The sequence below is a fragment of the Arthrobacter sp. 05L417 genome (assembly GCF_056397865.1).
The window spans coordinates 117,731-130,297 of record NZ_JBFTOG010000013.1 but is presented as its reverse complement, the minus strand read 5'-3'; the positions used below and the strand labels follow the sequence as shown (position 1 = coordinate 130,297).

The window sequence follows — 12,567 nt, the reverse complement described above, 5'->3', positions numbered from 1 at the left end:
CCATCACGACCTGGATCGAAAGGACCTACCACCGCCGGCGACGGCAAAGACGGCTGGGAAAACTCACGCCAATCGAATATGAAACAATCAACCGGACCGCGCTCACAGCGGCCTAAGACCCCGAGTCAACAAAAGCCGGGGCAGTCCCCTACGGCGCGAACCAGACCGTGGCGAACTTCGCCATCGTGCCGGTCGCCGCGGACGGAACGGTGTCGTTCACGAACAACTCTTCCGGCACCGTCCAGCTCATCGCGGACACCTCCGGCTACTACCTCGGTGGCACCCCCACCGCCCCCGGGGCGTTCTCGGCCCAGACTCCGACCCGGCAACTGGACACCCGTAACGGCACCGGCGGCACCAACGGCCCCGTCGGGGCCGGACAGACCGTGAACCTGAAAGTCACCGGCCACGGCGGCATCCCGGCCAGCGGCGTCTCCGCCGTCGCCCTGAACATCACGGTCACCTCCACGACCGCCGTCGGGAACATCACCGCCTACGCCGGAGGAACCCCGGAACCGGGCACCTCCAACGTGAACTACGTTGCGAACCAGACCGTGCCCAACTTCGCCATCGTCCCGGTCGGGGCCGACGGAACAGTCTCCTTCACCAACAACTCTTCCGGCACCGTCCAGCTCATCGCAGACACCTCCGGCTACTACCTCGCCGGCACCCCCACCGCAACCGGGGCGTTCTCGGCCCAGACCCCGACCCGGCAACTGGATACCCGCAACGGCACCGGCGGCACCACCGGTCCCGTCGGGGCCGGCCAGACCGTGAACCTGAAAGTCACCGGCCGCGGCGGCATCCCCGCCAGCGGCGTCTCCGCCGTAGCCCTGAATCTGACCGTGACGTCCCCGACTTCGTTCGGGAATATCACCGCCTACGCCGGACGGACCCCGGAACCGGGCACGTCCAACGTGAACTTCGACGTGGGCCAGACCGTGCCGAACTTGGTCATCGTCCCGGTCGGGGCCGACGGGACGGTGTCCTTTAAGAACAACTCTTCCGGTACCGTCCAGCTCATCGCCGACACCTCCGGCTACTCCACGGCTCCGGCCACGGGGCAACCCGGCCCGCACCGGCTCCAGTCCATGACCAGCACTCCCGCCACCGGGACAGCCACGACCAATACCTTCACCTGGGACGCGGCCGGGCGGATGACCGGCCGCGCCGGGGAAACCCTGTCCTACACCACGGATGGGAAACTCTCCGCCACCACCGGCACGTCCACCCTGCCTGTCAACCCGAACCCCTCCGCCACGGCAGGAACCCCGCCCGGACCCGTGACCGGGACCGCAGGCAGCACCGGGACCCGGTACTACGACGCTGCAGGGAACCTCGTCGGGCTCATCGACGGCACCGGAACCACCGTCACCCTGGGCTCCGTCACCGCCCACTCCACCCCGGGAGGGGTACAGACCGCGACCAAGAGCTACACCTTCGCCGGGAAGACCCTAGCCCAGCGCGCCGCCGCCGGCGGTATCGTGAAGCTCGCTTTCATCATCAGCGACGGCGTCGACACGGCGCAAACCATCGTCCAGGCCAGTGCCGGGGCCACCCCAGCCACGGCCCAGACCCGTTACACCGACCCCATGGGCCTGGCCCGCGGCCCCACCCAGGCAGCTGGGGGTTCCGGCGCGTATGCCACCGCCCCGGCCGGGACCACTGGTGTCGGGTCCAACGACGCCAACCCGACCGGGTACGGCGCTGTGAACGGGTACATCGGGGGGCTCGCCGACACGATCAGCACCCTGACGCATCTCGGAGCCCGCGACCTCGACCCCGTACTAGGCGCCTTCACCAGCCCTGACCCCGTCCTGAAACCGGACGTCGCAAAGAACTTCTCCCCGTACGTCTACGGCGAAGCCGACGCCATCAACAACACCGACCCCTCCGGACTCATGATCTTGGGACCAAAGCTCACAGATGGTGACGGGGGATGGTACGGATACGGGGCCGTTGATTCCCGATGGGAGGACGCTCACCCATTCAATGACTATTTCCTTCCCTGGAAGCCAATCGCATACCAACGCTTCTATGCGTCCGTGGTACCTGTGTACCACCCCGTCGTCACCGCCGCTCCGGAACCGGAAGTCATCGATGCCGACGAAACGATGGCATACATACGCAAAAACGGCAATAAGGCCGCCTCCGCAACAGCGCTGAGGTACCTCAGCTTTGACGCGTCGTTCGTGCCCGGTCTCGGCGGGCTCTCGGCGGTCGGGCTCGATATGTGGGCAAACAGTCTCGAAGGCAAACCCGCCATCGACGAAGGCGATGGGCTCTACATGGCGATGACTGTGGGTGCTGGGCCTCTCGGTAAACTTGCCAAGATCGGGAAACTCGGCGCCGAGGCCGCGAAGGCTGCGGACGATGGCGTGGACCTCTATCGCCACGTCAGTCCGGGTGAACTCGCCGACATTGAAAAGAGCGGCTTTCAACCTGGAAAGAACTCACTCGGCGGCAAGTGGTTCGCCGAATCCGGAGAGCACGCAGCGCAATGGGGAAGTCTCCTGAATTATGGCGAAGGATCGGTGGTCAAGGTCCGAGTCTCCGGGTCGTTCGCCGATCAACTAATGCGGCTCGCGAAGCTCGACGGTATCGGTCCAGCACGCTACGTTGGGGAGCACCAACTTGACCAGCTCAACCGATTCGGATGGAAACTGCAATGACCACTTGGACCGGCCTCCTACGATTTCGTTCCGCGGCCGAGGGGGGGCGGCGATCTGGCCCTCCGCCTGGCCCGACCTATACAACTACAGCGGTCCCCTACTTAGGTGGCGAGGCCGAAGTGCTTCCGGGCTGGCCAGCAACCGGTCCGCAGTTCAGCATTGTGCTGGAATTGCTTAGCCGCCCGGACGAAAACGGATGGATGAAAGCATCCGTCAGGGCCCTCGTCGAAGATGCCCCAGGCTCGGAGGCGCTTTATCCTGGCGCGCAATTAGTCGTCCTCGAAGGGCCAAAAGAGGTTGGTCGAATGTTGATCGACCCCAATGAGGCGGGCGGCGAGTGATTCGTCGGTCGCCATCTGCTTGGCCTGCCGCGCGGCGATGGCCTGTCCGTGACTAACAGGCACGTCCGGTACATGCTTAGGCACCTAAACAGACGCAGCGGCCCTCGCTCTGTTCCACCATGCGGGTTGGTTTGCCTTTCGTTTCTTGCCCTGGGCCTTCTGCGAGGATGTCTTGACCGTCTTCGCGATCTCCCGCCTGCCAGCGGGAGCATGGGCAGGGGGGTGCTTGTGCTGTATTTTCGATTGCCGGTCCTCCACCGTGGGAGCTTGCCAGTGTGCGGTTTAACCCACTTGCCCGATCGCTGGCCCGCGAGTGTGGATACCAGAATGACCGTTCCTAAATCGAGACATCGCACACCCCCTTTGATCCGTCGCGAAGGAACGCCTGCATCGTGGTTCGCCCGATCAATGCCGAACACCACACCCCGCCACCTAGCTCAGTGGTAGTTTGCGGTTATGGCAAATGCCCTCGCGTGGTTCTCGCAGTCCGGTGTGGTGCAAGGATTGATTCTCGGTGCCGTGTTGGCCTTCTTGACGGCGATCCTCGTGATGAATGCCGTGGGCCGGGCCGTCACAACGACTGTCAACGGGTGGAGTGCTATCCGCAAGTGCGGCCAGCCCGGCAACGGAGTCCTCGTTCGGGCCGCTTGCGCCAAAGCCTTGCCAACGTGTTTGAAGAGGCCGCGTACTGGACCGCCACTGTGGATGGCTCAGGGCAAACGCTGAGCGGCGGGAATGGATATACCCTGCATTTTCCTCCCGGGAAACTCCCGCCGCATGACGCTTTCTGGTCGCTCACTCCGACCGACACCGTCGGGTACATGGTGGACAATCCCGCTAACCGCTACAGCGTTGGTGACCGTTCCGCTCTGGCACATGATGCCGACGGTTCGGTCGATATTTATCTCCAGCGTCAGGCTCCGAGCGGCCACGAGCAGAACTGGCCGCCCATTCCGCCGGGGAACTTCAAGCTGATGTTCCGCGTGTATATGCCTGGCGCGGCAATTCTCGACGGCACGTACCAATTGCCGCGCATCGTCAGGGCGCAGTGAGATGAACCGACTCATCCTGAAGTACGGACGGCCCCTTACCGCCGTCATACTGGCCGTCTTCGCCTGGGTCATCTACCGGCGGATCGCCAACGGGGACGGAATCGTTCCACTCGTCATCGCGGCGGTCATAGTATGGGGGCTTGGCGCGCCCGCTTTCATCTACCTCTGGCCGCGACTCACAGTCAACGGATACAAGAGGGCGATACTCAAGCACGGATTCGGTGAGGGCCCGATCCCCGTCAACAAGCTGTACGCCGTGCCCGGCACGTCGTCCCCGTCAACGGCGACGTCCCGCGGGAGCCTTATGGCAACCGGGGCCGACGACTTGCTCTACATCGGCGGCTGGCTCGACTTGAGCAAAGGACCGCAAATCCTGCACGTACCGGACATGGCCGGGCGCTATTTCAGCATGCAGTTCACCGACCCGTCGAAAAGCACAAATTTTGCCTACGTCGGCAAACGCACCACGGGAACCAAAGCCGGCGACTATGTCCTCAGCGGGCCCGGCTGGAAGGGAACCGTATCGAATGGGATGACGCAGATTTCCCCGCCATCCCATTCCGCGCTCGTCGTTGGCCGAGTGTTCGTCGAAGGCGACAGCGATCTTCCAACCGCTTACGCGCTCGCGAAGCAAATCCAGCTCGCGCCGCTAAAGCAATAGCGTGACCAGCCCAGATGTACGACGGCGGACGGCCCGCCGCCGCTGGCTGGCCGACCGGCCCTTCCAGGACATAAGAGGAGATCAGAATGTCCGCAACGCTCAAACTGACACATAAGGCCATCGGCGTGGAAGTCCGGCGCGGCACGTACGAGGCCATAGTCGACGGGAAACCTGCCGGGACTGTCGAACTGAACAAGACAATCGACATCACAGTCGAGCCCGGACATCACACACTGCAAGTCAGAAATGGCCGAAATTTGAGCCAGACCAAGTCTTTCGACGTCACCGAGGGCGAAATCGCCAGGTTCCGGTGCAGCGGGAAGAGCCCCCTGCCGATCTTTCTCCTGTCCTTCGCGGTTCCCAGCCTGGCCTTCACGCTCAACCGCGAGTAGGCCCAACCAGGCGATTCCTTGCGATGGTCATCGGCGAAACGTGACGTGGATGATGCCGCTTTCGGCAGTCTCTGACGTGACGGTGTAGTCGTTTTCCAGCCCCCGGAGATCGTCCCAAAGGCGTATTCCGCTACCGAGCAGGATCGGGGTGATCGCGACGTGCAGCCAATCGACAAGTCCGGCACTGAGGTAATCGCGCACAACGGTAGGGCCACCTCCGATACGCACGTCCTTTTCACCCGCCGCACTGAGCGCTCGTTCAAGCACTTCTTCGGGGCTGGTATTTACGAAGTGGAAGGTCGTACCGCCGTCCATCGTGATGTCAGGGCGGGGCGTGTGAGTGAGGACGAACACCGGGACGCGGAAGGGAGGCTCGTCGCCCCACCAACCCTTCCAATCGGGGTCATCGGGGAAGTTATGGAACCCGAACATGCCTGCACCCATAATCTCCGCTCCGACCCCCTCGAAGTAGGCCGCCGCGTACTTGTCGTCGACGCCGGACGTTCCTTCTCCACTCGTGTCATGCAAGACCCGCTCACGGAACGTGCGGGTGGACGTATATGCGTCAACTAGTCGGCCCCAGTCCGATCCGAACGGATTCTCCGGAGTTGCGTCCGTGGTCGTGGCGAAACCATCCAGCGAGATATTCAGGTCAACTCGAACAGCCATGGTGAAGGTCCCCTCAGATCAGTGGTTGCGTTATGCAATCACCATACTGGTGCCGAGACCACTGTCTCGGAAGCATTCACGGAAGAATTAAGGGATCCGCGGCCTGGGGGCGGGTCTTCGACACCCGCGGTACCCAGCAGCGCACGGCATCGCGGTATTGCCGGAATTCTTCGCCGAACCGTTCCTCCAGGTCCGATTCCTCGAGCGGCCTGACAACGTAATTCCACACCAGCGAGCCCACGACGGCGTAGGCCACCACGAGCCATGACTGCAGGATGACGCCAACTGCCGCGCCTTGGAGAATGCCCGCGGCCGCCATTGGATTACGTATCCAGCGATACGGACCTGCGATGACCAAATGGTTGGGCATTGCCGACGGCAGCGGGGTGCCATTTCCCAACGTCGACATCACTACGGCCGCCGAGATGCCAAGGGCGCTGGCGAGTACCAGAACCGCGACACCCACAGGAGCGGCAAACGAGGGAAACGGGAGCACCACCGCCCAGCGCTGTTCGAGAGCCGCTATCCCAAACGGAATCACCGCCAGGAAGAACCCCCAGAAAATGATGATTTGCCCGAATGTTGAAACCACATGGGTGGCGGCGACCGGGCGGGGGATTGCGGGCCGGAATGAGAATGGACCGCGGATGATCCACGCGGTCGGTACACGCCCTAGCAAGATGAGGCAGAGTGCGATCACTGAACCTGCGGTCGCAGCGCCCATGCCTAGTACGCCCCAGCCCGCTTCGGTTGTGACGGTGGCGTATACCGCCAGTGCGACGGCGACAACACTCGTCCAGCCGGTACTCGCCACCGCGGCAGCCTTAACGCCAAACGCCGCCACGGCCGACGCCACGACGAACAAAGGAATGTCGAACACGGCAACCGCAACCGGGTCGAGGTTACCGAGGGTCGCCTCGCGCACCACCGACGACAGGAAGACGGCGGCCCACCAGAAGAAACCGGCAATCGCCTGCATGGCAAAATATGCCCTGCCCCACCAAATAGCTCCGCCCCGCCGAATCAAGGGCGACACCCGCTCAGCCCAAACATCCGTAGCCCCAATCGCAGACAATTTTGGCTCAGCCTACCGAATTCGAAGCTACGTCCGTCTTCACACGAGTCCCCCGCAGGACTAGTTACCCCCAGCCCCGCAAAATCCCCTCGCGGCTACAATGAGAAATATGCCGGACATTGAGCGTTGGCCCACCGGACGGTTGTTGTCTACAGCGGCCCGGCTGGTGGAACACGCTTGGGACGAGAATCTCAGGGAGATCGGCCTCACCCACGCCGGTGTCATCGCCCTCGAGGTTCTTGCCGTCACGGGCCCCATCACTCAGACCGCGCTCGCGCAGATCGTCCGCGTGCAGGCCCAGACCATGGGGCAGACCCTCAGCAGGCTCGAAACCCACGGCCACATAAGCCGCCGTCGAAGTTCCGAAGACCGCAGGGTGCACGTCGTTTCGCTGACCGACGTCGGCAAAGAAGCGCTTGAGCGGGCGGTCGAGTCGGAGCAACAGGTCCTCGCCCAAGTGTCCATCGATACGTCGATGTTCAGGCAGGAATTGAAGGTACTCGTGCGCGAGCTGGCAGGCCGGCAAGGACCTGGGGGAGTCAACACTAGCGCCCCTCTTGCCTCCGCAGCACGGGAAGACTAGTCCCGGCGCGAGTCGGAAACCGTCATTCGGGCTTCTCGCCCAGGAGGCCCCAGCGGTTCTTGGAAACGTCGACGGCGGACCGCTCAACGGCCGTAGGACCCTCGCCGCGCACAGCCAATTCATCCAGGACCGCGTCGTACCAGGACTTGACCCCGAACTCAGGCTTCCCGACGTCGAGCAACCTGAAGAGAGCGTCAGCCAAGAAGTTGAGCTCGGCAACGGACAACTTCGCAAGCCCTTGGACCGGGTCCAGCTCGCCTTCCAAGCATGAGGTGAGTAGCGCGTTCACAGCGCGGCTCCAAGCTTGGGAGTGGCGGCGCAAGAAGACTTGGAAGAGGTGGGGGTCCGGCGGGTCATGGGTCACTCCATGGAAAAGAGTTCCGAGGGCCGGCTGCATAACCCACCCTGATGATATCGACGCCGTGAGGTGCGCGGCAAGCACGCCGCGCCACCCGAACCCGGCATCAACGCAGACTAAATGGCGCGTTCAGCCCCTTCCGCGTCGCCGAAGCAGCCAAGCCACCAGGACCACGACAGCGGCGGCGCAAAGCACGGGGCCGAAACGTCGGACGAGCACCGGCCACACGGCAGAGCCCAGGTCCAATTCCGACGACGGCGCGAACGGCGCGGAAGGCGGTGCAGGTGCAGCCGCCGCCGCCGGCACAGGAGCCGCCGGAGGCCCGGCCACCGGCGCTGCGGGACCCGCAGCGGGCACGGCGGCGGCGGGCCCGGCGGCTGCTCCAGCCGCGGGCTCCCCGGGCTCCGCCTCCCCATCCGTTCCGGACCCTGCAGACGCTGCCGAGCCGCCGGCGTCGGGCTCAGTATCCTTCTCAGCCCCGCGGCCCGCCTTCCCGATCACGCACTGGACAAACTGTTCCAGCAACTTGTCCGAGATGTCCTGGATGACGCCCCGGCCGAATTGGGCCGGTTTCCCGGTGACGTTCATGTCGGTGGTCACGTCCACGGAGGTGCCGTCGCCGTCGGGCGTCAGCACTGCCGTCACAGTGGCACCCGCCGTTCCGTTGCCGCGTTTGTCCTTGCCCGTGGCCGAAATGACTACCGTGTGCGTCTCCTGGTTGCGTTCGAGGAATTCACCGGTGCCGGTGTAGATCATGGCGATCGGCCCGAGCTTGACCTTGACCGTCCCGGTGAATTCCTCGCCGCTCACGGACGTGAGTGTCGCCCCGGGGAAACAGGGCGCGATGTCTTCCAGCTGGTTGAAGGAATGCCAGGTGTCCTCCAGCGAACTGGGAACCACGAAGTGATGTTTGAGTTCCACGTCTTCCTCCCGTCCGTGTTCCGCTAGAGTCCGGCGGCCGCGATGACGGCCCGCTTGGTGAGGACCTCGGCCAAGTGACGGCGGTAGGCCGCATCCCCGTTGAGATCGCTCGCGGGATCGGTCCCCTCGGCGGCGTGCGCGCTCGCGGAGGCGATCGCTTCCCGGGTCGCGGCGGCGCCCACGAGTGCCTGCTCGACGGCGGTGGCCCGCAAGGGCGTGCTGGCCATGTTTGTCAGGCCGATCCTAGCCTCGGCGATCGTGCCCCCTTCCACCCGGACCAGCGCGGCCACGGCGACGATGGACCATTGCTGGGCCACCCTCGTGAATTTCTCGTAGCGTGCACCCCACCCGGTGTACTTCGGCACCCGAATATGGGTGAGGATCTCGCCGTCATCGACGGCGGTGGTGAAGTACCCCTGGAAGAAGTCCGCCGCTGCCACCCGGCGTTCCCCGTCCGGACCTGCCAGGATGAACGTCGCGTCCGCGGCCAGCACCGGCGCGGGCATGTCGCCCGCCGGGTCGGCGTGCACCAGGGCGCCGCCGAACGTGCCGCGGTGACGGACCTGGGGATCCGCGACCGTCGCCGCGGCCATCGCCAGCAACGGCACGTGCTCGGCAATAAGCGGGTCGGTGACGATCTGGTGGTGCGTTGTCATGGCTCCGATCAGCAGCGCGTCGCCGTCGTCGCGGACCCCGGACAGCTCGCCTATCCGGCCCAAGTCGACCACCATCGCAGGGTCGGCCAGGCGCAGTTTCATCACGGGGATCAGGCTTTGGCCCCCGGCCAGCAGCTTCACGTCGTCGCCGGCGTCGGCCAACAAGCCCAACGCCTCCGCCACCGTGGCCGGGGCGGCGTAATCGAATGCGCTCGGAATCATTGCACACCTCCGGTGGTCTTGGCTTCTTCAAGGGCGGCCCACACACGCGCCGGCGTACAGGGCATCTTGATGTCCTTCACGCCAAGGTGCCGCACCGCGTCCAGCACACCGTTGACAATGGCGGGCGTTGAGGCGATGGTTCCCGCCTCGCCGACTCCCTTGGCCCCCAGTTGGTTGGTGGTCGAAGGCGTCTCGGTGCGCGCCGTCGTGAAATGCGGCAGATCCGGCGCGCTCGGTACTAAGTAGTCCACAAACGAGCCCGTGACCAAGGTCCCGGCGTCGTCGTGAACGGCCTCCTCATAGAGAGCCTGGGCGATTCCCTGCGCCAGGCCGCCGTGGACCTGGCCCTCCACAATCAGCGGATTGACCACCACCCCGACGTCGTCCACGCAAACATACTTGCGGATGGTGACTTGCCCCGTCTCGGTGTCCACTTCCATGGCGGCCAGATGGGTGCCGTGCGGGAAGGAGAAGCTCTGCGGGTCGAAGGTGGCATCCGAGTCCAGATTGGGCTCAAACCCGTCCGGCAGGTTGTGCGCCGAGAAGGCGGCGAAAGCGACTTCACCGAACGCCGTGGACTGGTCGGTGCCCTTGACGCTGAACTTGCCGTCCGTGAACTCGATGTCCTCTTCGCTGGCCTCCATCATGTGCGCCGCCAGGACCTTGGCCTTCTCGATCACCTTATCCGCCGCGCCGAGCACCGCCATGCCGCCGACCGCCAGCGAGCGGGAGCCGTAGGTGTCCAGGCCCCGCTGGGAGATCTGGGTATCGCCATGCAGCACCTCGACATTTTCGAACGGCACGCCGAGCTTGTCCGCCACAAGCTGGCTCCACGCGGTTTCGTGGCCCTGGCCGTGCGGGGAAGTGCCGGTGACCACTTCGATGTTGCCAGTGGGGAGCACCCTCACCTGGGCGTGCTCCCAGCCGCCAGCGGCGTAACTCAGCGCGCCGAGCACCCGGGATGGAGCCAAGCCGCACATTTCGGTGAACGTGGAGATGCCGATGCCGAGTTGGACAGGATCGTTCGCCTCGCGGCGCTTGGCCTGCTCTGCCCGGAGTTCGTCGTAGCCAAAGAGCTCCAGGGCCTTCGCCGTGGCCGCCTCGTAGTTGCCGCTGTCGTATTCGAGTCCCGTGACAGTGGTGAAGGGGAACTCCTCGTGGTTGATCCAGTTCTTCTTCCGCAGTTCCAGGGGATCCATGCCCAGCTCGACGGCGAGCTCATCCATCAAGCGCTCGATAGCGAAGGTTGCTTCCGGTCGGCCCGCGCCGCGGTAAGCGCCCGTCCACGCCTTGTTGGTGAAGACGTTGCTGCATTCCAGGCGGTAGGCAGGGAACTTGTAGATGGCGTTGTACATGAACGCGCCCAGGATCGGGATGCCCGAGCCGATAATGCCCAGGTAGGCTCCCATGTCGGCCAGCAGTTGAATGTCCAGCCCGGTGACGATCCCGTCCTTCGTGGCGGCGAGCTTCACCTTCTGCACTTGGGCCCGGCCGTGATGGCCGGACTGCAGGGACTCGCTGCGGGTTTCGGTGTATTTGCAGGGCTTGCCGACCCGCCGGGCTGCCATGAGGGTGATGAACTCCTCGGGGATCACCGTCAGCTTTCCGCCAAAACCGCCGCCCACGTCGGGGGCGATCACACGGAGCTTGCTTTCCGGGAGGCCGAGGGTCAATGCCAGGATCAGCCGCAGGATATGGGGTATCTGCGTGGACGACCACATGGTGATTTGCTCACTCGTCGGGTCAACCACGATCGAGCGCGGTTCCATGAAGGCCGGGATAAGGCGCTGCTGGTAAAAGGTGCGTTCGATGAGGACTTCGGCGTTCGCCAATGCCTCGGCGATCGGCTTGCCGGTGCCGGCTTCGCCCGAGTCAAACACCCAGGTCGCCGAGAGATTGGAGTCCAAGTTGGAGTGGGCCAGCACCTTGTCGGTGAACGCTTCCTCCAGATCCAGGACCACCGGCAGTTCGTCGTAACTGACGTCCACGAGTTCGACGGCGTCCCGCGCCGCTGCGGCGCTCCGGGCAACGATGCAGGCAACTACTTCGCCGGCAAAGGCGACCTCGTCGACGGCGATGGATGGGAACGCTGGTGCCTTCTGCTCGGTGGTGACCGGCCAGACATTGGGCAGGCTGCCCTGTTCCGCGGCCACATCGGCTCCGGTAAGCACGGCGACGACGCCGGGTGAGGACTTTGCCGCGGAGGTATCGATCGAGGTGATCTTCGCGTGGGCGAACGGACTGCGGACCATGGCCAAATGGAGCATGCCGGGCAACGTCATGTTGTCGGTGTACCTGGAGCGTCCGGTGATGAGGTGGGCATCTTCCTTGCGGAGGCGGGGCCTGCCGACTTCGGCGATGGTCATGCCACACCTGCCGTTTCTGTTTCGTCGCGGTCCGCGGAGACCGTGCCGTCGGAAGAAACGGCTCCGTCAGAAGAAGCGGTTCCGTCAGCGGCGGCCTGCACCGCGGCAACTATGTTCTGGTACCCGGTGCACCGGCAAAGGTTTCCCTCAAGGCCGTCCCGGATTTCCTGCTCGGTGGGGTGCGGGTTTTCGGTGAGGAGGGATGCCGATTGCATGATCATGCCGGGCGTGCAGAAGCCGCATTGCAGCGCATGGCATTGGTGGAAGGCTTGCTGCAGCGGGGCGAGCTTGCCGTCCCGGGCGAGGCCTTCGATGGTGGTGACGCTGTGGCCGTCTGCCTGAACCGCGAACATGGTGCAGGATTTGACGCTGACTCCGTCCAGATGGACGGTGCAGGCGCCGCAGTTGGTAGTGTCGCAGCCGATCAATGTGCCGGTCTTGCCGAGCCGTTCGCGCAGGTATTGGACCAGCAGCAATCGTGGCTCGACGTCCTCTGTGTAGCTCACATCATCGACTTCGACGGTGATCGTCTTGGAACTCGCCATTGGGATCTCCTGTCGCGTTGGACGACGGGCACGACCGCCCGGCATCCAGTCCTG

The 12,567-nt window shown here is 64.3% G+C and carries 13 protein-coding genes; 5 read left to right on the top strand and 8 right to left on the bottom strand.

The window, feature by feature from the left end; genetic code table 11:
* Positions 1-167: 167 nt before the first annotated feature.
* Positions 168-2,672 (top strand): RHS repeat-associated core domain-containing protein, encoded by a 2,505-nt coding sequence (locus AC1DJW_RS12280; protein ID WP_476901532.1) that lies wholly within the window; start codon positions 168-170, stop codon positions 2,670-2,672.
* Positions 2,673-2,941: 269 nt separating this feature from the next.
* Here AC1DJW_RS12280 and AC1DJW_RS12275 read toward each other — a convergent pair whose 3' ends face one another.
* The gene (locus AC1DJW_RS12275; RefSeq protein ID WP_390281289.1) at positions 2,942-3,076 is read right to left on the bottom strand and encodes a hypothetical protein; all 135 of its coding nucleotides are present in this window, start codon (positions 3,074-3,076) and stop codon (positions 2,942-2,944) included.
* Between the two features lie 605 nt (positions 3,077-3,681).
* Between AC1DJW_RS12275 and AC1DJW_RS12270 the strand changes: the two genes are divergently transcribed.
* The 3 genes from AC1DJW_RS12270 to AC1DJW_RS12260 all read left to right on the top strand — a co-directional run bounded on the left by AC1DJW_RS12270 (position 3,682) and on the right by AC1DJW_RS12260 (position 5,118).
* The gene (locus tag AC1DJW_RS12270) at positions 3,682-4,065 is read left to right on the top strand and encodes a DUF1214 domain-containing protein (RefSeq protein ID WP_476901531.1); all 384 of its coding nucleotides are present in this window, start codon (positions 3,682-3,684) and stop codon (positions 4,063-4,065) included.
* A 1-nt stretch (position 4,066) separates the two neighbouring features.
* Positions 4,067-4,726, top strand: a complete 660-nt coding sequence (locus AC1DJW_RS12265; RefSeq protein WP_476901530.1) for a DUF1254 domain-containing protein — start codon at positions 4,067-4,069, stop codon at positions 4,724-4,726.
* 86 nt (positions 4,727-4,812) lie between these two features.
* Positions 4,813-5,118 carry a hypothetical protein gene (locus AC1DJW_RS12260; protein WP_476901529.1) on the top strand — a complete coding sequence of 102 codons (306 nt, stop codon included), beginning with the start codon at positions 4,813-4,815 and terminating at the stop codon, positions 5,116-5,118.
* Between the two features lie 27 nt (positions 5,119-5,145).
* Here AC1DJW_RS12260 and AC1DJW_RS12255 read toward each other — a convergent pair whose 3' ends face one another.
* Together AC1DJW_RS12255 and AC1DJW_RS12250 are read right to left on the bottom strand one after the other, a co-directional pair.
* Complete coding sequence (locus tag AC1DJW_RS12255) at positions 5,146-5,787, bottom strand: dihydrofolate reductase family protein (RefSeq protein ID WP_459341688.1); 642 nt, start codon at positions 5,785-5,787, stop codon at positions 5,146-5,148.
* A gap of 76 nt (positions 5,788-5,863) precedes the next feature.
* A complete protein-coding gene (locus tag AC1DJW_RS12250) occupies positions 5,864-6,766 on the bottom strand; it encodes a methyltransferase family protein (RefSeq protein WP_476901528.1) in 903 nt (300 codons plus the stop codon).
* Positions 6,767-6,971: 205 nt separating this feature from the next.
* On the opposite strand from AC1DJW_RS12250, the gene AC1DJW_RS12245 reads away from it, so the two are divergent.
* Complete coding sequence (locus AC1DJW_RS12245) at positions 6,972-7,445, top strand: MarR family winged helix-turn-helix transcriptional regulator (RefSeq protein ID WP_476901527.1); 474 nt, start codon at positions 6,972-6,974, stop codon at positions 7,443-7,445.
* Between the two features lie 22 nt (positions 7,446-7,467).
* Here the strand turns inward: AC1DJW_RS12245 and AC1DJW_RS12240 are convergent, their stop codons facing one another.
* The 5 genes from AC1DJW_RS12240 to AC1DJW_RS12220 all read right to left on the bottom strand — a co-directional run bounded on the left by AC1DJW_RS12240 (position 7,468) and on the right by AC1DJW_RS12220 (position 12,513).
* The gene (locus AC1DJW_RS12240) at positions 7,468-7,734 is read right to left on the bottom strand and encodes a hypothetical protein (RefSeq protein WP_284753144.1); all 267 of its coding nucleotides are present in this window, start codon (positions 7,732-7,734) and stop codon (positions 7,468-7,470) included.
* A 198-nt stretch (positions 7,735-7,932) separates the two neighbouring features.
* The gene (locus AC1DJW_RS12235) at positions 7,933-8,724 is read right to left on the bottom strand and encodes an SRPBCC family protein (RefSeq protein WP_476901526.1); all 792 of its coding nucleotides are present in this window, start codon (positions 8,722-8,724) and stop codon (positions 7,933-7,935) included.
* Positions 8,725-8,747: 23 nt separating this feature from the next.
* A complete protein-coding gene (locus AC1DJW_RS12230; RefSeq protein ID WP_476901525.1) occupies positions 8,748-9,602 on the bottom strand; it encodes an FAD binding domain-containing protein in 855 nt (284 codons plus the stop codon).
* On the bottom strand, positions 9,599-11,968 hold the full coding sequence (locus AC1DJW_RS12225; RefSeq protein ID WP_476901524.1) for a xanthine dehydrogenase family protein molybdopterin-binding subunit: 2,370 nt from the start codon (positions 11,966-11,968) through the stop codon (positions 9,599-9,601). The genes AC1DJW_RS12230 and AC1DJW_RS12225 overlap by 4 nt, the downstream gene beginning before the upstream one ends.
* The gene (locus AC1DJW_RS12220; RefSeq protein WP_476901523.1) at positions 11,965-12,513 is read right to left on the bottom strand and encodes a (2Fe-2S)-binding protein; all 549 of its coding nucleotides are present in this window, start codon (positions 12,511-12,513) and stop codon (positions 11,965-11,967) included. The genes AC1DJW_RS12225 and AC1DJW_RS12220 overlap by 4 nt, the downstream gene beginning before the upstream one ends.
* Positions 12,514-12,567: the final 54 nt, after the last annotated feature.